This window comes from Methanolobus sp. WCC4, assembly GCF_038022665.1.
Classification (GTDB): domain Archaea; phylum Halobacteriota; class Methanosarcinia; order Methanosarcinales; family Methanosarcinaceae; genus Methanolobus.
The window spans coordinates 2,699,211-2,725,003 of the sequence record NZ_CP150629.1 but is presented as its reverse complement, the minus strand read 5'-3'; the positions used below and the strand labels follow the sequence as shown (position 1 = coordinate 2,725,003).

The following is a 25,793-nucleotide window of genomic DNA, read 5'->3' as shown; positions in this document are numbered from 1 at the left end:
ATGAAAGGTGATCCAACATGGGCGTGAAAGATGTAAAACCAACTCGTTCAGAACTTATTGAGATCAAGAAAAAGATCAAGCTCTCCCAGAGTGGCCACAAGCTTCTCAAGATGAAAAGAGATGGTCTTATTCTTGAGTTCTTTGAGATCCTCAGCAAAGCAAAGGATGTCAGAACTGAGCTGGATGCCGCCTATGAAGGTGCCTCCCGTACGATAGGTATTGCAAATGCTGTTGACGGTACTATCACCGTCAAGTCCACAGCTTTTGCACTTCAGAGCAAGCCTGAGATCGAGCTGGAAAGCCGTAACATCATGGGTGTTGTCGTTCCAAAGATCGAGTCATCCAGTGTTAAGAAATCCATAACTGAGCGTGGTTATGGTATTCTTGGTACCAGTTCATACACAGATGAGGCAGCAGATGCTTATGAAGAACTTGTAGAAAAGATCATTCTTGCAGCAGAGATTGAGACGACCATGAAAAAGCTTCTTGATGATATCGAGAAGACAAAAAGGCGTGTCAATGCTCTTGAGTTCAAGGTCATACCTGAACTGCAGGAAGCAATGGTCTTCATACAGCTCCGTCTCGAAGAGATGGAGAGGGAAAACACCTTCAGACTTAAGAGGATTAAAGGATAATCCTCTGATATCTTTTTTTGACTGTTTTTATGACCGAAGATCCTGAAGATCGTCCTAATATTGTCGATCGTTTCTTTCTGAGATTAATGCAACCCGAGAACCTTGGAAGGATTCTCAGGTGGGCCTGGTTCATATCATTATTTATGCTGGCAATGGGCTATGTTATTATATTCAGTAAAATATCACAGTACATTGACTTCATATGAGGCACTTTGTTCTCAATGATCATTCTTTCATTGACCTGAGGGTCTCAAGCACTTTTTCCGCATGCTCTTTTGTCCTGACGTTGTCCCATATCTTAGCGATGTTTCCGTCGGGGTCAATGAGAAATGTCGATCTCACAGTCCCAAGGTATTCCCTGCCATAGTTCTTTTTCGTCCTCCAGACATCATACTTCTGGTGAACGCTGGTATCTTCATCTGATAGCAGTGTGATCCCAAGTTCTTTCTTTTCTATGAACCTGATGTGTGACTTGATGCTATCCTTGCTGACTCCCAGTATTGTTGCACCCTCTGCTTCAAAATCTGCTTTGAGGGCTGTAAAATCCTGTGCTTCTTTTGTACATCCTGAAGTGTTGTCCTTTGGATAGAAATAAAGTACAACCCATTTGCCAGCAAGTTCTTTCAGGCATACTTCATTCTCATTCTGGTCGGGGAGACAGAGATCAGGAGCTTTTTGTCCTTCTGTAAGTGAATTCTTACTCATGATATGTCCTATGTATCTATTCACTTAAAGTCTTTAGGCAGATGCGTGTAATTCAGGAAAAAGGAAGTTTTTGGGCTGGTTCATAATGATCGGGGGCAGAGTTGTAAGTTGATCTAAGACCAACCCGCCGTGTAAAGGTTATGGATCCATATATATTTGAGCATCATTATGTATATAGTGCCCAATAATCTATATTGGTAAGCTATATTTGAGTGTAACCTGTGCAATTGATAAATGCATCAACCTGCATATTCGGAGCAAATGAAAATGGGAATACTGGATATCCAAAACCTTTCGATCAGTTATGATAGCAGACCGATCCTTTCAGGCTTCGATCTCTCTGTTTCAAAAGGAGAGAAGATCCTCATAAAAGGAAGGTCTGGTATTGGAAAATCAACGATTTTCAGGTTGATAATGGGATTCGGTGTTCAGGACTCGGGAGGGATATCCATGGATGGGGTTCCGGTAGATGCTGACAACATATGGGATATGAGGAAAAGAATTGCTTATGTATCCCAGGATACGGATATTGGAGAGGGTAAAGTAGCTGACCTTATAGGGGAAATATTCTCGTTCAAAGCAAACAGGGGTGCATATGAAGAAGATGATCTGGAACGGATAATGTCTGACCTGTCTTTGTCTCCGCGGATACTGAACAAGGAATTTACGAAGCTTTCAGGTGGGGAAAAACAAAGAATAACCCTGTTGATGGCATTGTTATCCGGGAAGGATATCTTCCTTCTTGATGAGGTTACAGCTGAACTTGATTCCGGTTTGAAGCAAAAGGTCGTGGAGATGTTCTTTGACGATCCTCAGTGGACAGTGTTAGCCATATCTCATGACAGGGAATGGGAGAACAGGGCTACGAAGGTTATCGATCTTTCAGGTAAGGTGGACTGATGGAAAGTTATGATATAAGTCTGGAAGGTATGCTCTTTGCATTGCTTCTCCTGCTGATCCCGGTCATCATAAGTTATTATCTTGGTCTTAAATTAACGTCGTCGACCCTTGAAAGTGCTTTTCGTATGGTGCTTCAGCTCCTTTTTGTCGGTGTCTTCCTTACCTTCGTGTTCGATCTGAACAGTGCGCTGCTGAACATTGCATGGGTTCTTGTGATGATATACGTTGCATCGCACAATGTACTGAAGAATGCAGAACTGAAAACCAGTAAACTGCTTCCTTTACTTGCGCTTTTCATGGCAGTTACGAACTATGCCATGCTGCTCTATTTCAACAGGTTCATACTGGACCTGAACAACCTTTTCGAGGCAAGGTATTTCATACCAATAGGAGGCATGGTGCTTGGCAATTCCCTGAGGGCCAATATCATAGGTATAGAGAATTTCTGTAGCGAGATCCAGAGGAATGAGAACCGCTACCTTTTCCGTTTGTCCATGGGTGCGGAAAAGACAGAGGCACTTGTCCCATACCTTCGGAAAAGCATAGGGGTTGCATTAAAGCCGACCATTGCGAACATGGCTACCATAGGTATTGTCTTCATTCCGGGAATGATGACCGGGCAGATCCTTGCCGGTGCAAGCCCACTGGTTGCCATTGAATACCAGATAGCCATTATGATAGCTATCTATGTGTCTACAACCGTGAATGTGCTGCTTGGCGTACTTGTCCTGATGTACAGGGGATTCGATGAGTACGGGATGTTCAGGAAAGAATTGCTCAGGAATGCCTGATAGCGTCAATTTATAATAGTATTCGATCCCACTTTTTTACTACTAAAAGGAGATGCCACCGAATGCCAGTCGTTACTTTTATTGCCTGCAGGATGTTCGAGGACGAGATAGTCCACATTGCTGAAAAAGATGATTCGATAAAGAAACTGTTGATAGTGGATAATGTTGATTCCGCTGGCCTGGTGGATAAGTTAAGGGATGCTGATTGTAATTATTCCCTTATTTCGGAAAATGGGATAATCGAGGGTCCGAAGGACGAGGGTCTTACTCTTGTTGTAGAGATGCTTGAGCTTGCCCTGCATGCCCAACCTGAACATCTCAAAGAGGTGGTCTATGGAAAGGCCCGTGAGATGGCAGAGTTTTCAGATGGTATCCTGCTCTTCTACGGCCTCTGTGGTAATGTCCTTGGCAAGGTGGATACAGAGCTTGCAGACCTCCCATGTCCGGTGCGTATACTGAAAGAGGATAATGGGGATGTCATCGATGATTGTATCGGTGCTGTTCTGGGAAGTCGGGCTGCATATCTGGAGAAGCTGAAGAGTTTCAATGGTGTGGGTACTTTCTTCATGACGCCAATGTGGGCAGCCCACTGGCGTGAGATGGTGGTGTCTGCGGGAATGACGCCCAATCCGGATGATATAAAGCTCTCAAAGTTCGTCTTTGACTATGCAGGGTACAGGAATGTAGCTAAAATGGACACCGGACTGCATTATGAGAAGAAGTTCGAACCAATGGTGGAAGAGTTCGCAAGGCTCTTCGAGTTTGATGTAATTGATATGAAAGCAAGTCCTGACCTGCTGGTACGTTGCTATGAGCGATTGAGGGATGAGGTTTGCCAGCCTTGAATGTTAGCTTCCTGAGGAGCTTGCCTAAAAAATAAATGGATAATATCATTATCCATTATTCGGGATTTATTCAGGGATATTATTCTCCCTTGCTGTACGTTCTTACAGAGTCGATCTTCTCCCAGTCATAATATGTATTGATCTTCTGACCGGCTTCTTCCTCTGTGATACGTACGAACTGCTCTCCCAGGAAAAGGACTGCCTTTGCATAGGTCTTTCCTTCGTTCACCTGGATACTCACTCCTTCTCTGAGTTTCCTTGACATCGTTCCGTGGAGCGGGGACGATGCATACTCAAATACTTTTTCCCATGTATCTTTCATTTTTACACCTTAATTCAAAGTGGTCGTTTCTAAATCATTTCATGTATGGGTTTTAATCATACATCGGATTCTTATGTACTAGTAAGTAATATAAAAAAGTATGCACTTATTTTTATGGTAATATATAATCAAAGATTCAGGTAAAAATAAAATAAAGAGACTATTCGGGCAAATACAGGCAGATCTTCACCTGTATCTTCCTCCCTGAATGATCATCTCCAGTTAATATTCGCAGGATTCCTTCCGGGAACTCTTGTTGCTTTGTACTTGGGATAACCGAACATCATGGCATAGTGCACTGCATGACCCTCGGGCAGGCCAAGTTCTTCCCTTATTGGTTCATAGGAGTCTGCGGCTATTTTCAGGAAACCGGCCCAGCAGGCCCCAATACCAAATGCCGGAGCTGCTAGCTCAAGCCATGTGAGGGCGATGATGGAATCCGTGAAGGCCAGTGGGTTCTCGGCAGGAGCATGGGCTATTGCCACATGGGGAGCACCACGGCATATGGGGTCATTGCCTGCTTCAAAGCTGCCAATGAGTGCTGGCATGAACGGTCTTACCGGATGGTCGACATCGCTTTCAAGTACGTTATGCATCCATTCGATGGTCAGGGCTGTGAGCTTCTTTACTCTCTCAGCATCATGAACGATGGTCCAGTTCACAGGCTGGCCGTTCATTCCTGAAGGGGAATAGCGGACTATGTCCAGCATGTCCTCGATCTTTGCCTTATCAACAGGCTTGCCCAGATAGTTACGAATGGAACGGCGGCTGACCATGTAAGTACCAAGCTGTTCCGGTGTGATACCTGCGGCACCGGCTTCTGTTGTACCATAGTGTTCTGTCTCAAAGACAGGGGAGATGCATTCAACGGGGCAGTATGCCTCGCAAGCACCACATTCCGAACAGAACGCCTCGGCCTCTGCAGGAATGAATGGTACATTGGCATCAGCCCCGGGGACGATAATTCCAACCGGGCATATCTTCACGCATATTCCACAGCGAGTACAGGATTCAGGATTAATTGATATCTTGGCCATATGGGTACTTCCTATTATTTTGAATAAAAAGATCTCTTTTTCATTGAGTGATCAAACTATATGGACCATACCATTTTTATTTATCTCTCGATCCTTCTTTAGGTCAAGCACTTTGAACCCGGGCTGGTATCCGAGATAACTCAGGTTCCTTGATGTTCCTTCATAAAAAACCGACCCTGAAAGAGAATGAACAGAAGATCGTCGATCATCGATCCTGTAGTCTCTCATCAAAGTCCTCTTTGTGAACCAGTCGTTCACAGAAAAAGTGGGAGTATGTTTTGCTTACCTTTCTGGAAGGCAAGCAAAGATCATTTTCCTCCTTCTCATAAACACATGATGGAAGAAGGTTTTAAGAATCCAACGGCGTGTGAGGCACGTTTAGAGGTTAGGTGTAAATGGTTTTCGGGGCTATTCTCTGTCTGTTCATAATCTTTCCAGACTCTGAAATGTCTGTAACGCTGTTGCGTTCTTCTTGACAATTTCCATCCCATATTCTTTTCTCCTATTATATGGCTTTTGATCCTCATATTTTCAGGACCAGCCTTCAGGTTTCCCTTTACACTTAAGGCTTCTATCTCCTTACATATAAGGTAATCGCATATTATTTTCATAAGCTGTTGTAATTTATGTGTCTCTACACACAATCCTATGTTTTGTACATGAACTAAACTATGATGACCAGAGATTTGGTACTATTTTATGTATGTTTGAACATAACATGCAGGTCATGGGGAAAAGCTTTATATGGATATACATCCAAAAAGTAGGCGACACTTTCACAATTTCAGATTACTGAATATGGGCTATGTAGGGATCCTCCACAACTATAAACCATAGATGAAGCAGATATACGCTTATCAGAATAACTGCTATCTGTGTGATCTGCTCACCACACAATTGGACTGTATCTATATAATGTGATCTTTTCTGCCACGGGTCAGAGTTCTCTCAGGGTATATCACATGCTGGTCCCCTGAAAAGTTCCCTGATCCTATGAAGGTCTTCAGGCTTCCCGAAAATTATACAGATATCTCCTGAATAGAGGGGAATGTCACCAGAAGGGTTTGTGATCGTCTCGTCCCCTCGTCTGATCGCCAGGATAGTCGCCTTATGTCTTGTCCTTATCTCTAGGTTCTTCAGTGTCCTTCCACTGGCATGGCAGTTATCCCCTACTTTGAAAGTACTGACCTCCATCCCCGGAAGTTCTTCCCTTAAACTAAAGCTCCTTTCCTTGCCACTGGAATATGACTTCCTGAGCATACAGTATCCATTGGCACGAACTTCCCTTGTGAACTTATCGATGTCCTCTTCAGGTACAAGATATTTCTTCAGCAGGCGCACGAATATCTCCACCGATGTCTCGTATTCCTCGGGGATGACCTCATCTGCTCCGAGTTCATGGAGTTTCTTCATCTCACTGAGATAACGTGTCCTGGCTATTATGTAAATGTCCGGTTTCAGACTCTTTGCCATATTGATTATCTTCCTTGTGGCAACAAGGTCTGATATACCAACAATGAGTATCCTTGCAGAGTCAATATTTGCAGACTTCAGCACTGCCTCATGACTTGCATCTCCATAATGAATGTGCTCTCCTTTCTTCTTCTCCTGTCGGACAGTTTCAGGATTTGTCTCAATTATCACATAAGGTATGTCTGCATTCCTTGCTGCATGGGACAGTGTCCTGCCGTTGAATCCGTAGCCTACTATGATCAGATGGTCCTTTATTTTCTCTTCATTGTCCTTTGTGAGCGCATTTGCATAGAAACCATTGACCAGTTTCTGATAAGGTATGGTCTTTGTTGCTCTGTCAGAGACTCCATATGATAGTTCTGTAATGAATGGTGTCACTGCCATCGTGATGATCGAGACTGCCAGGAACTTCTGGTACATGTCCTGGTCCAGCAGGGCGTATTCCAGCCCGAATGTCGAGAGTACAAATGAGAATTCTCCGACCTGTGCCAGAGCCAGACCAGTGATTATTATCGTTCTCAGTGGATATCCTAGTATGAGTGTCGCAAGACCTGCAGTAGCAAATTTTATGATAATCACTGCCAGTGCCAGAAGAAGAAGGTAAAGAACATTATCGGTGAAGAATCCGATATTCAGCAGCATTCCTATGGATACAAAGAAAAAGCTCATGAAAATATCCCTGAACGGAATTATATTTCCCATTGCCTGATGGCTGTACTCAGATTCTGATATTATAAGGCCAGCCATGAAGGCTCCTAATGCAAGTGATAATCCTATGCTGGATGTGAGCCACGCGGTTGCCAGACAGATGAATACTATGCTCAAAAGGAACAATTCTCTGTTCCTTGTTTTTGCTATCTGGAACAACAGGGATGGAATGATCCATCTTGCACTTACAAGGACAAGTACTATGACTCCTATGGCTTTGAGCAGGAACAATGAGAGGGTATCGCCTGATGAAGTGGATGCACCTGCAAGTATCGGCGTTATAAGGATCACTGGCACGATGATAATATCCTGAAATATCAGTATTCCAAGGGATGTCTTCCCATGTGGTGTGTCAAGTTCCGCTCTTTCCTGAAGCAGTTTAAGAACTATGGCCGTACTGCTGAGTGATATCAGGAAACCTATGAACAATGATGTATTAAAACTGAGTCCGAAATAGCGATCAACTGAGTAGACCAGCAGAATGGTCATGGCTATCTGCATGGTTCCTCCGAGCAGGACTGACCTCCTGATGTCCCATAGTTCTCTTATGGACATTTCCACACCGATCGTGAAAAGGAGGAGGATTATCCCTATCTCTGCAAGGGCTTCTACTTCACTTATACTGCTGATGATCCCAAGCCAGTGAGGTCCTGCAAGCATGCCTGTGACAAGGAAACCAAGTACAGATGGCAGTTTCATTCTGTTGAATAACAGCAGTATTATTATGGACAATCCAAAGATGATCCCTATATCAGTAAATAGTGTCAATTCCATGCTTTTCCCGTGACCTCTGTTGTCAATGCACTTTTCAGGACATTGTTATTGCATATGTGGTCACTGGAAATTGAAAAAGATTGTGTCCGTGGGAGTACGTGGGTCTGGAAAAATAGTTATATAAGATCATAAAAGATAACAGGACTTAAAGTCCTGCTCTCTCAACGATCACATCTGCTACTTCTTTTGCACTTTTGAATGGGAAATCACTTTCCTTGAGCAATCCTCCTGCTTCACCGGCGGTAACAGATACATCTCCTGCTTTACATGTTGTGTCTGCACCTGCAGGGAATGCTGCAAGAAGTTCTTCGGGTGTGTTTATAGGGAATGTTGCATCTGCAAGTCCGCCAATGATCTGGGAATGGATCTCTTCTTTTACGCTCATATCTTATGTCTCCTTGTCTTTTCAGTTCATTTCAGGTTTTTTGATGATGCTATTCTCCGGAGCGTATCAACAGTACATAATATGACAGTTTTTCATATATACTTAATCTGCAATGAAATATACTAGATATAGTGGGGTATACTTGTATGACCTTTATGTATCATACAAAAACCTTTTAACCCGATATCTCATATAATATCCTATGGAACAGGATACTGCTTATGAGTCCGAGCTTTCTGATATTAAGCTGAAGCTCTCTGATATCCACAATGACATCAGGTCCTTTATGGAATCTACTAATCACCAGCATCTTGATTCTGTTGTACGTAGTGTGAAGGATGATTACTCAGGTGTCATTGTCCGTCATCTGATGGATGATGCCGGGAAGGACCTTGAGAAGAATATGGTGAAGAAATGTGAGATGCGAGGCCAATGTAAGGGCCTTCTGTCAAATGTCCTGCAGAAGAATGCGGGTCTTATCAGGGATGGCACTGTCAATGAAGCATCCATAGAAGAGAACCGCCTTGAACTCAGGAAGCTTCGTACCATGGTTCCCTATGATAAATGTGACATCTGTTTTGCAGAGGCCTCTGAAATAATGTCAAAACAGGTAACCCTTATGCGCTCCATGAAGATATACGAGACCAACAGCGAGAAACGGCAGGACCTTAGCCAGCTTCCTCCTGATGTTGTCGTCGGTGATATCCTTGAGCCCCTGTGCCATCAGAAGCGCTTTGAGATACTGAAGGCCATTTCAGCAGAAACGAAAAGTTTCTCCTCCCTGTCCGATCTTACAGGTTTGCGTGGAGGGAACCTTCTGTTCCATCTCCAGAAACTAATGCAAAAAGGTATGATCATCCAGCGTCATGAAAGAGGAGACTATATGATAACCGGTAAGGGATTCAAGGTCATGGAAGGTGTGAGCAGCATCTATTCCGCACTGACACCCCAGGAGCCAGCAGAAGATAGCTGAACGGGCTGCTCATCCTTCTGGATATTGAAAAGATATTCTCCGATGAACAGAAGGAGATTCTGGCCAATATGGGGAATGCAGGCGTTAGTCCTGCATGATCCTATTTTTTGAACTAAAGCTCATATCGTTCTTCTTCTTCTTCTTTTTTAGATGGTCAGGGTCGGAACCCACAGCTATTGTTTGTGAAAGGAAAGAGATGTAAAGAAAGTTTCTGATAGTTTTTGTCATTTATACCTTTAAACCAAAAAAGTGGATACGTAATATTGCTTGGGCAACAGGTGGAACTGCTAAAGGATATTCGTGCAAGAAGGATGGAATATTTCCTGGTTTTAGTATTTGTAAAAATAGATGGCATATCTCTCCCGTGACAATGCCTGTATTTTGGAGAGATATTTGTCCGATGGATATTCCTATCTATTATGGTTGTGTAAGTCCGTAACCGGACATTATGCAGATCGCACTCAGGAGTATCCATGCAATGTACCAGGGTATTTTTGTAAGAACACAGTAATTTGATGCGTCTGATTCCTGTTCAACAGGTTCTGGTACAGGGTCAGGTGCGGACATTTCAGTTTCATTCTCTTCTGCAAGACCTGGTGGACTGAAGAATCTGTTATTGTCCTCAGGTGTTGTAACTTCTTCTATGTAGCCTGCAGGGCCTGATGACCCTCCTGAACCACCTGTGCTGCCAGAGCTACCTTCATCATCGTCCTTCTCTTCGACATCTCCACTTGCGTCGATATCTCCCACCGGTACCATGAAGTTCTCAGTGTCCGAGTCAGTGACGACCGTACCCATCGGGCTTATACCTGCAGTTGTTGCTGTATTGTTCACCCATCCTTCATCTATGTCTGTCTGGGACAGAGTGTAATTCATAGTGTATGTTACATTCTCTTCAGGTGCAAGACTTCCATAGAATCCATCCGGTGCATCGATCAGGGCAGGTGTGAACATGTGATCTGTTACATTAACTTCTGTGAGAGTCAGGTTTCCTGTGTTCTCTACAACAAAATAGTATGTTATGTTCTCTCCGGCCTGGGCGGATCCATCTCCATTCTCATCATTGAACTCTGCAACCTTGTCAATGCTTATCTTCAGGTCATTCGGATCTTCCACATCTTCACCGGTGTCTTCCACAGGTATCATGAAGTTCTCTGTATCAGAGTCTGTGACGATCGTACCTTCAGGACTCAGGCCCGCGGTAGTTGCTGTATTGTTGACCCATCCTTCATCAATGTCCGTCTGCACCAGAGTGTAATTCATAGTGTATGTTACATTCTCTCCTGGTACAAGGGTTCCGTTGAATCCACCCGGTGCATCGATAAGAGCTGGTGTGAACATGTGATCGGTTACATTCACTTCTGTGAGTGTCACGTTTCCTGTATTTTCCACTAAGAAGTAGTATGTTATATTCTCTCCAGCCTGAGCTATCTCGTCCGCATTCTCATCGTTGAACTTTGCGATCTTATCCATGCTTATCTTCAGGTCATCCGGGTCTTCCTTATCTCTTCCACCATCTTCATCGGTATCAGTGATGGTGTAAGTAAAATAGGTTGCCCAGTTCTTATCGCTGAATCTTGTTCCATTTGCCCAGGCACCTTCTTCGGAGGTTCCATTTGAAACGACTGCATGAGCTGCTATGTATAGTGTGTTGTTCTTAGCAGGCAAATATGCCTCTAGCGGGATCACATAATCCTGAATAGTGGTTCCGGCAGGGATACTATCGTTCTTGTAAGTGAAATGCCCGGGAACGACGTTCCCTCCTCCGTTAACCGGGAAGTCTTCAGAGTCATTTACTACTTCAAGATGTGTTTCCAGAATTGTCCAGCCATTCATTGTCTCATATGTGATATACAGATACTCGGTATCATTTGAAACATTCAGAGTACCGACATCTATGTTCTTGGCTGCATAGAGTGCCTGGGTTGTGATCGTATCGTTCTCATCAGCATACGCAATCGATGAGGATGAAATGATAAGGAATATAGCAGTCAGGAGCCATATGTTCTTTGAGTTTTTCATAATACTGCCTCTATTTGTTTTTAGAACTGGCTTTAGGATCGCACCATCTCGCCTGTTTTTATTAGTGTATAATTATAGTGGCGCATATTATTGTATTTAAATATATGTATAGTTTAGTATATTATAATGTTAATGATGATGATATGTTCGTTTCAGACCATCACTAAATTAATTCTAATTAGGGTGTATAATCTTTAAGTTAGCAGTTTCTGAATAAAACTCTCTGAAAATAATAATCTTTATATATTTGTATATGTTTTTCTTATGTGTATATGTGTCTCATATATATACTGTTGAACAAGGGTCCATGATATGCCAACTGGTTATTTCAACTCCCTTCATTATTCAGTTTGAAGCGATATTATCAGGTGTTGTCTGGTAAACCATATGATCTGACGATGCTAATATGCGGTTTTGTGATGTAGCACAAGCATTTATCGATGAATCTGGTTAGGTTCAAAGCCTGAAAATATATCGTTTTTTTCAAATTTTATTTTTTATTAATAAAAAAATTATTATAACTCTACTAATCTATTTGTAATTATAATAAAATATTTATATTATAATTGTTAACTGTGTTAACGAATGCAGTGTGTTTTATTGTAACAAATGAACAAAAAAATGACAATCTAATTTCATCAGGAGAGAATAGTACTTTGCTATTCAGGAGAGGTAGAGATGTTTGAGAATGTAAGGATAAAAAATATTCTAATAGGAAGTTTTGCAGTATTGCTCTTATTAACTGCTATTGTAGGATATAGCGGTTATAATGGATTGACAAATGTGGATGACAGGGTTCATAAAGCAGATGATATGAACCGACTTGTTAAATATATGAAAGATGCCCGCATTGCAGAAGAGAACTATCAATTGACCTATGATGCTACGTATTCTGAAAAAGTGAACAGCATTGTAGCTGACATTGTAGCTCAAACAGAGTCATCAAAGGAAGTCTTCACTGATCCTGTGAACGACCAGCAGATGGATGATGTTCAGGCAGCGGCATTAGGTTATAATGGCGCATTCAATGATTATGTAGATATGGAGCTTCAAAAAAAGGAAGCTGAAGCAGTTCTGATTGAGCAGGGAACTGTTCTTGGTGATCAGATCGATCAGATTCTTGCAAGTCAGGAAAAAGACCTTTCAAATGCAATTGAACAAAACGCAGATGCTGCCATCATACAGAGCGAGACCGCAAATGTGGATTATGCCAATCAGCTTATGCAGTTGACCCTTATATCCCGTGGTGAAGCACTGCGTTACATGTTCTATGGTGAAGACAAGCACGTGAATAATGTCAACGATGGCATGGATGAGATCATAGTTCTTGCAGAAACCCTGGATTCACGTTTCCAGGATCCTGAAGACAAAGCTAATGCACAGGGAATAATTGCCGCAGCAGCCCTGTACAAAGAGGACTTCAATAATTATGTATCCTTTTCAGAAGAGCAGAAAGTTGCAAAGGAGACAATGCTGCAGCAAGCAACCGCTGTTCAGGTCATAACGGAGGAGGCACGTGCTGACCAGAAAGAGAAGATGGACCAGGAAATTCAAAGTGCGATATCTACACTGGTCATAATGGTCATCGTAGCTATTATTGCAGGAACTGCAATGGCATTCTTTATCTCTAAGCTCATATCAAAGCCAATAAACAAGATAGTAGATGACTTTAAGCAACTGACCGATGATACGATCAATGGTAAGCTTGACAGAAGGGCAGATACCAATGTAAGCATTGACTTCGAGGAGATACCAAAAGGCTTCAATCAGGTACTGGATGCTGTGATAAGCCCACTCAATGTAGCTGCTGAATACATCGAACGTATCTCTAATGGTGACATTCCCCAGAGGATCACCGATGAGTACAGAGGTGACTTCAATGAGATCAAGAACAATCTAAACCAGTGTATAGATACTGTCGGTGCTCTGGTGGAAGATGTCAATATGCTTTCTGCAGCAGCTGTTGAAGGTAAGCTTGATACCCGTGCTGATGCTTCAAGACACCAGGGAGATTATCGTTCTATCGTCGAAGGTGTTAATGATACCCTTGATGCTGTTATTGGTCCGCTTAATGTGGCTGCTGAATATGTTGACCGTATATCACATGGAGAAATACCTGACAAGATAAGTGATGAATATTCAGGTGATTTCAATGAGATCAAGAACAACCTTAACCAGTGTATCGATGCAATAAACGAGCTTGTTGCTGATGCTAATATGTTGTCCAAAGCAGCAGTTGAGGGTAGGCTTGATACCCGTGCCGATGCTTCCAAGCACCACGGTGATTATAGGGCCATTGTTGAAGGTGTGAATGGTACTCTTGATGCTGTTATCGGTCCACTTAATGTGGCAGCCGATTATGTCGACAAGATATCCAGAGGAGATGTTCCTGAGAGGATCACCGATGATTACAATGGTGACTTCAACACTATCAAGAACAACCTCAACCAGTGTATCGACGCAATAAACCTGCTTGTTGATGATGCCAATATGTTATCAGAGGCTGCTGTTGAGGGTCGTCTTGATACTCGTGCTGACGCTTCTAAGCATCACGGTGATTATCGTGCTATTGTCGAAGGTGTTAATGATACCCTTGATGCTGTCATCGGTCCGCTCAATGTGGCTGCTGAATATGTTGATCGTATATCTCATGGTGAGATACCTGATAAGATCACTGACAATTACAATGGTGACTTCAATGAGATCAAGGATAACCTTAACCAGTGTATCGATGCAATAAATGAGCTTGTTGCTGATGCTAATATGTTATCGGAGGCTGCTGTAGAGGGCAGACTTGATACTCGTGCCGATGCTTCCAAGCACTTCGGTGACTATCGTGCTATTGTTGAAGGCGTCAATGATACCCTTGATGCCGTTATCGGTCCGCTCAATGTGGCAGCCGATTATGTCGATAAGATATCCAGAGGCGATGTTCCTGAGAGGATCACTGATGATTACAATGGTGACTTCAACACCATCAAGAACAACCTCAACCAGTGTATCGATGCAATAAACCTGCTTGTTTCTGATGCCAATATGCTTTCTGCAGCAGCTGTTGAAGGTAAGCTTGATACTCGTGCCGATGCTTCCAGGCACCACGGTGATTACAGGGCTATCGTTGAAGGTGTTAATGATACCCTTGATGCTGTTATCGGTCCGCTTAATGTGGCAGCCGATTATGTCGATCACATTTCTAAAGGTGCCATTCCTGAGATGATCACTGACGACTACAACGGTGACTTCAACACTATCAAGAACAACCTTAACCAGTGTATCACTGCAATAAACGAACTAGTTGCCGATGCCAATATGTTATCAGAGGCTGCTGTAGAGGGAAGGCTTGATACTCGTGCCGATGCTTCCAAGCACCACGGTGATTATAGGGCCATTGTTGAAGGTGTTAATGGTACTCTTGATGCTGTCATCGGTCCGCTCAATGTGGCAGCCGATTATGTCGATAAGATATCCAGAGGCGATGTTCCTGAAAGGATCACTGATAACTACAACGGTGATTTCAACACCATCAAGAACAACCTCAATCAGTGTATCGATGCAATAAACCTGCTTGTTTCGGATGCCAATATGCTTTCCGTAGCAGCGGTCGAAGGTAAGCTCGATACTCGTGCCGATGCTTCCAGGCACCATGGTGATTACAGAGCTATTGTCGAAGGTGTTAATGATACTCTTGATGCCGTTATCGGTCCACTCAACGTGGCTGCTGAATATGTTGACCGTATCGCCCATGGTGATATCCCTCAACACATAACAGATGAATACCATGGTGATTTCAATGAGATAAAGGATAACCTTAACACCTGTATTGATGCGATAAACACATTGGTTGCCGATGCAGATGTCCTGGCACAGGCCGGTATTAACGGTGAACTGGGCACTCGTGCCGATGCATCAAAGCATCAGGGCGATTATCTCAAGATCGTCGAAGGTGTCAATAACTGTCTTGATGCTGTTGTAGGTCCGGTGAATGAGGCTTCAAGGATAATCACATCCTATGCAGAAGGTGACCTTGACGCAAGGGTTGCTATTGATGCCAGGGGCGACTTCAAGGTCCTTGGGGACACGCTTGATGGTTTCGGTGACACATTACAGGGTATCATTGGCGATTCATGTGCTGTTCTTGATGCTATATCATCAAATGACCTCACAAGAAAGGTATCCGTGTATGGTGTAGGGGACTTTGTCCAGCTCACTGAAGGTGTGGAGAACTGCAGGTCCTCACTTAATGACATGGTAAGTCTTGTAACGGATAACGCTGAGGCTATTGCATCAACCGCTCAGGAGATGTCTGCATCCAGCGAAGAAATGTCTGCTACCGCTGAACAGATCACAGGTACTGTGGCTGAGATCTCAAGAGGTACTCAGGTCCAGTCCAGCAAGGCTGAAGAAGTATCAAGGGCAATGGGTGATATGAATCGTACTGTTCAGGAAGTAGCTACAAATTCTGATAAGGCTGCACAGAATGCCGTTGAATCCAACAAATTGATACAGAACCTCGGAGAGATGTCAAGGGATCTCATGTTAAAGATGAACAGTATCAAATCTGCTGTTGGTGATTCATCAGATGTTATCAATGAGCTGGATGAGAAGTCCAATCAGATCGGACAGATCGTGAACCTGATCACAAGTATTGCTGATCAGACCAACCTGCTTGCCCTTAATGCAGCTATTGAGGCTGCAAGGGCAGGAGAACATGGCAAAGGATTTGCCGTGGTTGCTGATGAGGTTAGGAAACTGGCTGAGGATTCGGGTAATGCTGCCAAGCAGATCGCAGAACTTATTACTGAGATGCAGAAAGGAACCATGGATGCTGTTTCCTCAATGAAGCGAGGTGCTGAAGAAGTTGATACAGGTGCAGCTTCCCTTGAGAACTCCGTAGTTGCGATCGGTGAGGTGGTAGAGGCTGGAAATACTATCGTTAACATGGTCCAGGAGATTGCTGCCGCTGCAGAAGAACAGTCCGCTTCTATCGAAGAGGTCACATCATCTGTAGAAGAGGTATCTGCTATATCCGAGCAATCAGCTGCAGGTTCAGAACAGGCTTCTGCATCTGTACAGGAGCAGACAGCTTCTATGCAGGAACTGGCAAGATCAGCTCAGGAACTTTCAGATGTTGCAGCCAACATGCAACTGGTAGTTTCCAAGTTCAAACTGGATACTGCAGGCAAGGATTCAACTGTTGACATCGATCAGGTCCGATCATTAGAGGACCAGGAACTGTCTACAGACTATTCCCGGAATGTATTGGTATGATTCAGTGGGTATTCTGATGGCAGAATTAGATACGAGGGAAAGCAGCTCTTCTGAAGAGCTGCTACAATTGGTCATATGTCAACTTTCCGGTGAAGAGTTCGGCATTAAGATATCCGGAGTTAAAGAGATCATCCGTATGCCTGAGATCACCAGGATCCCCCAGGTACTCAATTATGTGGAAGGTGTTATCAATCTGAGGGGATCATTGGTTCCTGTGATCGATCTTGCTGAAAGGTTCGGCCTTAAACGGAGCACAACGGATGAGGATTCACGCATAGTTGTTGTGGAACTTGGTAACCTTACTGCCGGGATGATAGTTGATTCTGTAAGTGAGGTGCTCCGTATATCTCCTGACAATATTGACAAAGCACCTGATATCATTACAAGAGGTGTAAGTGAGAGGTATATACAGGGCGTTGGGAAAATAGATGAAAGGTTGCTCATCCTTCTGGATATTGAAAGGATATTCACCGATGAACAGAAAGAGATGATGGCCAACATGGATGGTGCAGGTGCTATTCCTGCATGATCCCATTTTTTGAACTGAGGACGATATGTCCCTCTTTTTTTCACTGGGTCGGGTGGGGTCTGAACTCGCGGTCTTTACATTGCGAACGTAATGATGAGTCCCTGGTCGACGCACCTGAAAAAAATTATGAAGTTGAAAAATGAATAAAAAAAAGAAAGATCGAGAGTATTATACTGGTCTACCGAGGCTGGTAACCTGTACGCTCTCTACGCCTTCGACTGCTGCAAAGGCTTCCTCTACGCTCTCTGTGCCGCCTTCAAGGTCTCCTACAAGGACGACCATGTTGATAGCCTTAAGTCCGAAAGCGATAGGCTCTTCTTCGTGGGTGCCGTACTTTGCTCCTTCCGGCAATGCTGCGATCAGCCTGTCCTTGAGGTCCTCAAGGTTTGTCTCGACATCGACTGGCATGATCTTCATTGTTGCTGCTACTTCTCCCATTTAATTCACCTCAGGCTCCTGTAAAGCCACATTTTGGGCATTCATATGGATTACTCTGCTGTCTGCAGCTTGTACATCTACCGAGCTCTTTGTCGCAAACCGGGCATGGGAAGCGTACATAGCCTGTTTCCACAAGACTCTTGTTACATGTGGTGCAATTATCGACTTTACTTGCCATTTATAATCTCCTACTGTAAATGATATATGATCAATATAAATACTGAAAAATCAGCATGTCAGTGATTTCAGTACATACGCAGTATATAATTTAAATATTCCCCTTGATGTGAGTGCCCAGGACAGTTTTTCCGATAACGGCATCAATGACCCTTTCAGGATATAGCCCATTGACAACGACACAGTCCATCATGCTCTCCATCAAAAAACCGGGGAGTGAGCTATCGATACAGGTAACTCCCATTCTTGAAAGTTCCTTTGCTGTCATCCAGGTCTGGACTATATCGTCTGCCATGACCCCGTCAACATCGGTGACCTTGACAAAACGTGATCCTGTCTCTCTTGCCACCCATGCTGCGATAGTGTCGGATGTGACATTCCATGAATGTGGAAGCCTGTCACTCTCCCTGAGAAGTCTGTAAGGGAAAAGTACGGATACACCAGATGGTAGTTCATCTATGGCATCTATAGGAGTCGCCTCTGTCTTGTCAATAAGGTAGTACGCATATTGTTCCATTGAAAGGATGGCCATCCAGTGGGATGCATCATCGCCGATAGAACATCTCTCGCTTATGGAACGTATGTGGTTGGCGAACACTCCTCCTCCTGGTACTATAAGTATAGAGTCCCCTTCCCTGTCCGCAAAATAATCTTGAAGTGCCTTTATGATGGAGGGAGAATCCCTCATCAGGCTTCCACCTATCTTTATAACAGCCCTCATTCAACCTTGCCCCCTGGATACTCGAATATCCTCAGATATTAGATATCTGTCCTGACATGACTTATTCTTTTCCCGGATATTCCGCCTCTTCTTCAAGTATCCTTGCTGCTGCATATGCAGGGAATACTTTCGAGATATCAGCTCCCCATATGTCAGCAACGGAAGTGCATTCAAAACCAAGTCTTGCAGCAGCTTCCTTGATAAGGAACTCTCCAAGACCTGCACAGACTATCCTGTTCAGGCGGTTCCTTTCGGCGACAACCGTTATAGCCTCGCTCAAAAGCGTTATCTGTCTTTCCCTGACCTGCTGTGCCAGATTGTATATCTCGTCTGCAGAGACCTCTGACAGGTCAGCACATATAACACGTGCCAGTCTTCTCATGGCATCGGTCTTGCTCTTGCCTGCACCGTCGGCAGTCTCACAGGTGTATAGCTCTTCTGTGATGTCCCCCAGCAGGAGGTATGCATCGGCAGTGGTGGAGAACAGCTCAGATGCGATATTGCACTCTCCATCCGCTACATTCACTTTATCCAGCAGGTAAGCCAGATTCGTCCTGAGTGTCCCTGCATAGAAAAGCTCATTGCGCACCAGCCTTGAGAAATCCGTAAGTCCTGCAGCATGCTTTCCGTCCTTTATGGGGATTATATCACTGGTCGTGCTTCCCACATCAACGAAAAGACAATCTCCCATCTCCGAGCCTATCAGCCTTGTAGATGCTGCCCAGTTCGCTGCAGCCAGATCCCGCATGTTCTCTGCTTCTTTAAAGAAATGTCCATTACTGTCAATGTATCTGACATCGCAATCGAATGCATCATTGACAGAGCGCATAATGAAATCTATTCCCTGGAGTTTGTCCTCAAAGCAATCTGCAAGTTCTCCTGTCATTACAACGCTTACCATATCAGGTTTAAGTTCTTCTGCAATGTCCTCCAGGGAGGTTGGCAATGTTGTGTCCTTCCACAACGGTATATAGTGAAGTTCTATGATCTCTCCGTCGGCAGATGCTATCTTGGTATTTGCACCGCCAATATCGATCCCTATTATTCTCATATGATGTCCTCAATGTCATCTTTGGTAAAATAACACTCCCCTTCAAGGGTTACTGAATCGGGAAGTGTTCCGAACATATTCAAAAGCAGAAGTTCTGCTATCTCATGATCAAGTATCTTTGCCAGGCCTAATATAGCTGTTGTAGGTCGGGGATTGACATCTATGACGTACGGTCTATCGCCGTATATCACATCTATCCCTACAAAACCATTACAATCAAGTGTTTCAACTGTCCTTTTTGCAACATTGAACACTTCATCCTCGTATTCTGTTATATAAGGTACCTGATTCCCTTTGTAATCGAATATCGTCCCGCTATCGTCCCGGATCATCTCAATAAGTTGTTTATTCAGGCTCATTGGAAGTGTTCTCTGCCCGCATATCATGCTTACACTGAGGTGCTCTCCTTCAATGTATTCGGTTGCGATGTATTCTTCATTACCTTCTTCTGGTCTGTCAGTCTGGCCCATGCGGACCCCTTCGGATGCACATCCGAACCTGGGTTTTGTAACGCACTCAGAGTTATCTTTTTCACCCAGTATCTTCGGAACATCTATAGAAGCGGATTCCAGTATCTGTGTACATGTCAGTTTGTCTGCACACATTCTGGCAGACACGGAAGAACATCCCAGATTCACTGTGTTCTTTTCTATTATGTTCGTTAGGTCTCCGAGGAGTTCATCAGGTCCTATCACAAGACCTGCATCACTTTCCTTTGATACTTTTTCAAGAACCGTTTCGAATGTTGCTTCGTCCGAACCTACCATGTTCCCACTCTTGAGAATGCTGCCTGCGCTGAGGTATGTGACCTCATGTCCAAGGCGATGGAAGCTGTCAGCAAGTGTGCTTAACATTGCTTTTCCTTCAAGGAGCAGTGTTCCTTCAAGTCCTATTCCCATGGCGTATTCTGCAAGCAGTATCTTCATGTTGGATGCAACTGCATTATTTAATATATCCTTTGCTATTATGTAGCCATCATTTTTGGATCAGGTATTTTTAGATCCTGATTTTAAAGTGTATCGATCACTGGCCAGTGTTCTATCCGGATAGTTCCCTGAAGTTTCCTGAGTTGGCGTAACATACTAATGATAGTACGGTATTATTGGCAATCAATAGTGTGCTAATGTAATAGTGGTATTTTTCTCAATTTCTTAAAGTTCACACGCTTTTAATGTTGTATCTGAAATTATAACGTCGTTATAATTTAGTAAGGCCTGACATTTTACATCAAAATTACCTTATATACAAAGAATTGTAATCGATATAGTGGCGATCGAATAAGGCATTTCGATCGAAATCATCTGCGGGCTGGGGAGGGGTTTCTTCAGCTATGCGGGTCTACTGAAACGGTATATGTCACTGAGGCGGTGCCATTCAGATCGACCAGCATGAGCCGTGGGGGTGGAGTAAGGAATTAAGGGACTGAATAAGGGAATCCATAGAAAGGTGAATGTCTGCTGTCATTTTCAGGTGGTATGAACAGAACCAGGCATAAATGGACAGGATGGATCATTGCCATCCTGTCACCTTTCGTATGTGGGTTGACAATGTTCAGGATTCAAGTGTAAAAAAGTGGAGTATCAAATATGGGGTCATTAAAAAAATGTCCGGAATGTCATGGTGAATTTCAAACCGGAATAAAAGGGGTATTGGTCTGTAAGGTATGTGGGTACTGGACAGGGGAGAACACAGCTAGAACTGGGTCATTGATGATCTATGACGAAGTTACAGCGTTACTATAATCGGTTGTTTAAAATGGAAAAAGAATCACAGAGGTCATGTGGACGTTGCAGGGGCACATTGAAAAAACAAAAACTGGGCGTGAATATTGTCTACTATTGTCCTCAATGTGGCAGCATGACCAGTGCTCATTTTATTTGAAATAAGCGATCAATTCGAAATTATGTCTTATTTCACTCTTTTTAGGGATTTGAGTGATATATTCTCATTTTTCATGCTCTTTTAGATCCTATTGTTATTTTCAGGGTATCAATGGCTTCTGATGGATAATGTTTATACTGGCTGAATACATAATTATAATTGAAAAAAGGAGGCTCCTGTTATGCGACGTTCACTGATAGATGTTGTTTTCATGTCAGAGAAAAGAAAGAATCTGTTATTGCTCCTCAGGAATGGCCCTCGTAAAATGGAAGAGATACTTGAGACCCTTGATGTCACTCGCCATGCCATGCTTCCTCAGATAAAGATATTATCTGAACATGGTCTTGTGATCAAGAGTAAAGATATTTGCAGACTCACTGAAATGGGTGAGATCATAGTAGATGATATGTCACCTCTGGTAGGCACGATTGCTACTCTTGAGGGGAATCACCAGTACTGGATGGAACACGATCTAAGTCCTATTCCTCTTCATCTTCTCAGAAGGATAAGGGAATTGCATAGCTGTCATGTGCTGGAGCCTGATCTTAATGACATGTTCGAACTTAACCGGGAACTGGTTGAACAGGCACTGAACTCGGGATCTATAATGGGTGCTACTTCATTTTTACATCCTGCTTTTCCTTCATTTCTATTGGATCTTGTAAAAAATGGTATCGATGTTTCTATTGTGATGTCCGAACCTGCTCTGGAAAAGCATATACAGGACTATAAGGATGAGCTAGAGGTATTCCTTAAAAGTAAAAAGGGGAAGCTTTTCGTCTATCCCGGGAACCTGGACCTTGCTTCGCTTTTTATCACTGATGAATTCCTTATGATGTGTCTTTTCGACAGAAGTGGGAACTATGACCGCAAAGATCTCGTATTCTGCAATGAAGATGCACTGAACTGGGGAAGGGAACTGTTCGAGTATTATCTTTTGAGGTCAAAGCCAATAACTGACCTGTAGTCAAAGCCTGGTCGTAATGTTGTTCGTCTTTACAATATGCCGGGATGTCAACAGGGCCTTTGTGGTGCTTTCTCATGAATCCACTTATATATAGTTTATATCTATATATTAACAATATCTATATACTATGATCACTGATAGAGGGCTGGGATGAATATGGATGTAAATACTGAGAATCCATTTGTGCAGGCAATGGTAGTTTCAACCACAATGGCGATCTTCATGGTCGGTGTGGCCTTTGGGCTTATGGACATGGCAAAAGAAGGCCTTGATGTTCCGATACCGCTCATTCTTCTTATCTTTGCAGTGATCTTCATAGCAGGTTCGGTCTATTTTGAATCAAAGGGTGCCGATTATATAGGTTCCCTTGCAGGCGGGGCAATAGCTTCTCTGGTTGCAACATTCTCTACAACGGCTTTTTTCAGTGGTGTGAAGTATGGCATAGAGGGTGGTATAGTTGAACTTGGTCCCGGGCAGGTAGTTTCTGCTCTTGCTATTTGTATGGTGGCCAGCATGTTCATTATCCGGATTCTGCAGCATAAATTGAAGAATGCTTTTTGAACATTTGGCCTGCATTCAATATGTAGGTTTTTTTTCTGTTTTGTGCATATCATTTCGATAAAACAAGGGATGTATGCGAAAACTATTTATAGAACTTCAAACAATCATTAGCTCGGATGCACATTACCGCGCATAGACTATGCGGAGATATTGATAATGGCTAATGGATCAGAGAATTGTGAGAATTTAGATACTGAACCAGTAGATGAAACTGTCGAAGGTAACTCTGCTGAAGACGAGGCTGCACAGCTTAAGGATAAACTCCTGCGCCTGACAGCCGAGTTCGATAATTTCAGAAAGAGAAGTTCCCGGGAAAAAGAGGAATATCGTAAGTTTGCTGTGGAGCAGATAATTATGGATCTCCTTGAGGTCTATGATAACTTCGAGCGTGCGATCGACTCTGCAAAACAGACCGATGATATCTCATCTGTTATCACGGGAGTTGAAATGGTCTTCAAACAGTTTACAGGAATACTTGAGAAGGAAGGTCTTCAAAGGATCGAGTGTGTAGGAAATGAGTTCGATCCGTACCTTCATGAAGCTATGATGCATGTGGAACATCCCGACCATGATGAGAACACGGTCATAGATGTCTGCAAGCCAGGGTATTACCTGCATACAAAGGTCATAAGGCCTGCTATGGTGACCGTTTCAAAGAAACCTGAGAAATAGGTTCTGGATCAGGAACGAAGGATACTTTCAATATAAGTGAAAATAATTATTAACATATACTGCAATTAATTCATAAGAGGTAATAATATGGGAAAGATATTGGGAATTGACCTGGGAACTACAAACTCATGTATGGCTGTGATCGAAGGTGGAGAACCTACAATCGTCCCTAATGCAGAGGGTGGAAGGACGACTCCTTCTGTAGTAGGTTTTTCCAAAAAGGGGGAGAAACTGGTAGGTCAGGTTGCTAAAAGGCAGATCATTACCAATGCCGATAACAGTGTAAGCTCTATCAAGAGACATATCGGTGAAGGTGATTACAAAGTAACCCTTAATGACAAGGAATACTCTCCACAGGAAGTCTCTGCAATGATCCTTCGTAAGTTGAAGGAAGATGCGGAAGCATACCTTGGTGAGACCATCACACAGGCGGTCATCACTGTTCCTGCATACTTCAATGACTCACAGAGACAGGCAACAAAGGATGCAGGTACCATTGCAGGTCTTGAGGTAATGAGAATTATCAACGAGCCGACCGCAGCATCACTTGCATATGGTCTTGACAAGGACGAGGAAGACCACAAGATCCTCATCTACGACCTTGGTGGAGGTACATTCGATGTATCCATCCTTGAGCTTGGTGGCGGAGTATTCGAAGTACTCGCAACCGCAGGAGATACCCACCTCGGTGGAGATGACTTTGATCAGAGGGTCGTTGACTTCCTTGTTGAGGAGTTCAATAAGACCGAAGGTATCGACCTTTCAAAGGACAAGGCAGCACTCCAGCGTTTAAAGGATGCAGCAGAGAAGGCAAAGATCGAGCTTTCCGGCGTGACCTCTACCAACATCAACCTTCCGTTCATCACTGCAGATGCCAATGGACAGCCAAAGCACATTGACATCGATCTTACAAGGGCACAGTTCGAGAAGATGACCGCTGACCTGCTTGACAGGACACTTGTAGCTGTCAACCAGGCAATGAAGGATGCAAAGCTCTCAGCAAAGGACATTGACAGGGTACTTCTTGTAGGAGGTTCCACAAGGATGCCTGCTGTGGCCGAGCTTGTAAAGAAGGCAACAGAAAAGGATCCGTACAAGAATATCAATCCTGATGAGGCTGTAGCAGTTGGTGCAGCAATTCAGGCTGGTGTACTTGGTGGAGAGGTCCACGATGTACTTCTGCTCGATGTAACTCCATTGACCCTCGGTATCGAGACCCTTGGAGGAGTATCAACACCTCTTATCGAAAGGAACACCACCATCCCTACAAAGAAGAGCCAGATCTTCTCAACAGCAGCTGACAACCAGCCATCTGTGGAGATCCATGTCCTTCAGGGTGAGAGGGGTGTTGCTTCAGGTAACAAGTCCCTCGGCAGGTTCACACTTGATGGTATACCACCAGCACCAAGAGGACTTCCACAGATCGAGGTCACATTCGATATCGATGCTAACGGTATCCTCCATGTAAATGCAAAGGACATGGGAACCGGTAAGGAGCAGTCCATATCCATCCAGAAGCCAGGCGGTCTCACAGATGAGGAGATCGACCAGATGGTCAAGGATGCAGAGATGCATGCTGAAGAGGACAAGAAGCGTAAGGACGAGGTTGAGGTTAAGAACACGGCCGAATCCCTTGTAAATGCTGCTGAAAAGACACTCAAGGAAGCAGACGAGGTTGCAACCGATGAGCAGAGGTCAAAGATCGAGGCAGCAATAGGTGCTCTTAAGACTGCTCTTGAAGGTGACGATATCGAGGATATCAAGGCCAAGACCGAAGAACTTCAGACCGCTGTCTACGATGTGTCCGCTGCAATGTACCAGAAGGCTCAGGAAGAAGCTGCAGCTGCAGCATCTGCTGCTGAGGACACTGAAAGCTCCACAGGCTCAGATGAAGATGAGACCATTATGGATGCTGACTACGAAGTGGTCGATGAAGACAAATAAGTTAAACATGGATA

Annotated in this window: 25 protein-coding genes; 12 read left to right on the top strand and 13 right to left on the bottom strand. The window is 43.7% G+C overall.

Annotated elements, in window-relative coordinates; genetic code table 11:
* Positions 1 to 17: 17 nt before the first annotated feature.
* Both V7O63_RS12915 and V7O63_RS12910 read left to right on the top strand, forming a co-directional pair.
* Complete coding sequence (locus tag V7O63_RS12915; RefSeq protein ID WP_340818960.1) at positions 18 to 635, top strand: V-type ATP synthase subunit D; 618 nt, start codon at positions 18 to 20, stop codon at positions 633 to 635.
* Between the two features lie 29 nt (positions 636 to 664).
* Complete coding sequence (locus V7O63_RS12910) at positions 665 to 841, top strand: hypothetical protein (protein ID WP_340818959.1); 177 nt, start codon at positions 665 to 667, stop codon at positions 839 to 841.
* Between the two features lie 19 nt (positions 842 to 860).
* Here the strand turns inward: V7O63_RS12910 and bcp are convergent, their stop codons facing one another.
* Entirely contained in the window at positions 861 to 1,340 is a 480-nt protein-coding gene (bcp, locus tag V7O63_RS12905; RefSeq protein ID WP_340818958.1) for a thioredoxin-dependent thiol peroxidase, read from the bottom strand.
* A 261-nt stretch (positions 1,341 to 1,601) separates the two neighbouring features.
* Here bcp and V7O63_RS12900 point away from each other — a divergent pair, with 261 nt between their 5' ends.
* The 3 genes from V7O63_RS12900 (at position 1,602) to V7O63_RS12890 (ending at position 3,876) form a co-directional block, all read left to right on the top strand.
* Positions 1,602 to 2,240, top strand: a complete 639-nt coding sequence (locus tag V7O63_RS12900) for an ATP-binding cassette domain-containing protein (protein ID WP_340818957.1) — start codon at positions 1,602 to 1,604, stop codon at positions 2,238 to 2,240.
* A complete protein-coding gene (locus V7O63_RS12895; protein WP_340818956.1) occupies positions 2,240 to 3,031 on the top strand; it encodes an ABC transporter permease in 792 nt (263 codons plus the stop codon). The genes V7O63_RS12900 and V7O63_RS12895 overlap by 1 nt, the downstream gene beginning before the upstream one ends.
* 62 nt (positions 3,032 to 3,093) lie before the next feature.
* A complete protein-coding gene (locus V7O63_RS12890; protein ID WP_340818955.1) occupies positions 3,094 to 3,876 on the top strand; it encodes a DUF1638 domain-containing protein in 783 nt (260 codons plus the stop codon).
* 79 nt (positions 3,877 to 3,955) lie between these two features.
* Here V7O63_RS12890 and V7O63_RS12885 read toward each other — a convergent pair whose 3' ends face one another.
* The 5 genes from V7O63_RS12885 to V7O63_RS12865 all read right to left on the bottom strand — a co-directional run bounded on the left by V7O63_RS12885 (position 3,956) and on the right by V7O63_RS12865 (position 8,575).
* The gene (locus tag V7O63_RS12885) at positions 3,956 to 4,198 is read right to left on the bottom strand and encodes a hypothetical protein (protein WP_340818953.1); all 243 of its coding nucleotides are present in this window, start codon (positions 4,196 to 4,198) and stop codon (positions 3,956 to 3,958) included.
* 212 nt (positions 4,199 to 4,410) lie between these two features.
* Positions 4,411 to 5,235, bottom strand: a complete 825-nt coding sequence (locus tag V7O63_RS12880) for a nitroreductase family protein (protein ID WP_340818952.1) — start codon at positions 5,233 to 5,235, stop codon at positions 4,411 to 4,413.
* A gap of 51 nt (positions 5,236 to 5,286) precedes the next feature.
* Complete coding sequence (locus tag V7O63_RS12875; RefSeq protein ID WP_340818951.1) at positions 5,287 to 5,463, bottom strand: hypothetical protein; 177 nt, start codon at positions 5,461 to 5,463, stop codon at positions 5,287 to 5,289.
* A 720-nt stretch (positions 5,464 to 6,183) separates the two neighbouring features.
* Complete coding sequence (locus V7O63_RS12870; RefSeq protein WP_340818950.1) at positions 6,184 to 8,190, bottom strand: cation:proton antiporter; 2,007 nt, start codon at positions 8,188 to 8,190, stop codon at positions 6,184 to 6,186.
* Between the two features lie 145 nt (positions 8,191 to 8,335).
* Positions 8,336 to 8,575, bottom strand: coding sequence for an MTH865 family protein (locus V7O63_RS12865; protein WP_340818949.1), 240 nt, complete (start codon positions 8,573 to 8,575; stop codon positions 8,336 to 8,338).
* A gap of 202 nt (positions 8,576 to 8,777) precedes the next feature.
* Here V7O63_RS12865 and V7O63_RS12860 point away from each other — a divergent pair, with 202 nt between their 5' ends.
* Complete coding sequence (locus V7O63_RS12860; RefSeq protein WP_340818948.1) at positions 8,778 to 9,548, top strand: winged helix-turn-helix domain-containing protein; 771 nt, start codon at positions 8,778 to 8,780, stop codon at positions 9,546 to 9,548.
* An 84-nt stretch (positions 9,549 to 9,632) separates the two neighbouring features.
* Here the strand turns inward: V7O63_RS12860 and V7O63_RS12855 are convergent, their stop codons facing one another.
* Positions 9,633 to 9,776, bottom strand: coding sequence for a hypothetical protein (locus V7O63_RS12855; RefSeq protein ID WP_340818947.1), 144 nt, complete (start codon positions 9,774 to 9,776; stop codon positions 9,633 to 9,635).
* A 189-nt stretch (positions 9,777 to 9,965) separates the two neighbouring features.
* Positions 9,966 to 11,570, bottom strand: a complete 1,605-nt coding sequence (locus tag V7O63_RS12850; RefSeq protein ID WP_340818946.1) for a hypothetical protein — start codon at positions 11,568 to 11,570, stop codon at positions 9,966 to 9,968.
* Between the two features lie 678 nt (positions 11,571 to 12,248).
* Between V7O63_RS12850 and V7O63_RS12845 the strand changes: the two genes are divergently transcribed.
* The gene (locus V7O63_RS12845) at positions 12,249 to 16,838 is read left to right on the top strand and encodes a methyl-accepting chemotaxis protein (protein ID WP_340818945.1); all 4,590 of its coding nucleotides are present in this window, start codon (positions 12,249 to 12,251) and stop codon (positions 16,836 to 16,838) included.
* A 16-nt stretch (positions 16,839 to 16,854) separates the two neighbouring features.
* Positions 16,855 to 17,367, top strand: a complete 513-nt coding sequence (locus V7O63_RS12840; RefSeq protein ID WP_340818944.1) for a chemotaxis protein CheW — start codon at positions 16,855 to 16,857, stop codon at positions 17,365 to 17,367.
* A gap of 168 nt (positions 17,368 to 17,535) precedes the next feature.
* Here V7O63_RS12840 and V7O63_RS12835 read toward each other — a convergent pair whose 3' ends face one another.
* The 5 genes from V7O63_RS12835 to V7O63_RS12815 form a co-directional block, all read right to left on the bottom strand.
* Positions 17,536 to 17,805 carry an elongation factor 1-beta gene (locus tag V7O63_RS12835; RefSeq protein WP_340818943.1) on the bottom strand — a complete coding sequence of 90 codons (270 nt, stop codon included), beginning with the start codon at positions 17,803 to 17,805 and terminating at the stop codon, positions 17,536 to 17,538.
* A gap of 10 nt (positions 17,806 to 17,815) precedes the next feature.
* Positions 17,816 to 17,983, bottom strand: a complete 168-nt coding sequence (locus V7O63_RS12830) for a zinc finger domain-containing protein (RefSeq protein WP_340818942.1) — start codon at positions 17,981 to 17,983, stop codon at positions 17,816 to 17,818.
* A 90-nt stretch (positions 17,984 to 18,073) separates the two neighbouring features.
* On the bottom strand, positions 18,074 to 18,703 hold the full coding sequence (locus V7O63_RS12825; protein WP_340818941.1) for an amino acid kinase: 630 nt from the start codon (positions 18,701 to 18,703) through the stop codon (positions 18,074 to 18,076).
* A gap of 61 nt (positions 18,704 to 18,764) precedes the next feature.
* Positions 18,765 to 19,754, bottom strand: a complete 990-nt coding sequence (locus V7O63_RS12820; RefSeq protein WP_340818940.1) for a hydantoinase/oxoprolinase family protein — start codon at positions 19,752 to 19,754, stop codon at positions 18,765 to 18,767.
* Positions 19,751 to 20,680, bottom strand: coding sequence for an ATP-grasp domain-containing protein (locus tag V7O63_RS12815; RefSeq protein ID WP_340818939.1), 930 nt, complete (start codon positions 20,678 to 20,680; stop codon positions 19,751 to 19,753). The genes V7O63_RS12820 and V7O63_RS12815 overlap by 4 nt, the downstream gene beginning before the upstream one ends.
* A gap of 1,136 nt (positions 20,681 to 21,816) precedes the next feature.
* Between V7O63_RS12815 and V7O63_RS12810 the strand changes: the two genes are divergently transcribed.
* The 4 genes from V7O63_RS12810 to dnaK all read left to right on the top strand — a co-directional run bounded on the left by V7O63_RS12810 (position 21,817) and on the right by dnaK (position 25,779).
* On the top strand, positions 21,817 to 22,602 hold the full coding sequence (locus tag V7O63_RS12810; RefSeq protein WP_340818938.1) for a winged helix-turn-helix domain-containing protein: 786 nt from the start codon (positions 21,817 to 21,819) through the stop codon (positions 22,600 to 22,602).
* Between the two features lie 156 nt (positions 22,603 to 22,758).
* Positions 22,759 to 23,163 carry a heat-shock protein gene (locus V7O63_RS12805; RefSeq protein WP_340818937.1) on the top strand — a complete coding sequence of 135 codons (405 nt, stop codon included), beginning with the start codon at positions 22,759 to 22,761 and terminating at the stop codon, positions 23,161 to 23,163.
* 156 nt (positions 23,164 to 23,319) lie between these two features.
* Positions 23,320 to 23,835 (top strand): nucleotide exchange factor GrpE, encoded by a 516-nt coding sequence (grpE, locus tag V7O63_RS12800; RefSeq protein WP_340818936.1) that lies wholly within the window; start codon positions 23,320 to 23,322, stop codon positions 23,833 to 23,835.
* 87 nt (positions 23,836 to 23,922) lie between these two features.
* Positions 23,923 to 25,779, top strand: coding sequence for a molecular chaperone DnaK (gene dnaK / locus V7O63_RS12795; protein ID WP_340818935.1), 1,857 nt, complete (start codon positions 23,923 to 23,925; stop codon positions 25,777 to 25,779).
* The last annotated feature ends 14 nt before the right edge of the window (positions 25,780 to 25,793 follow it).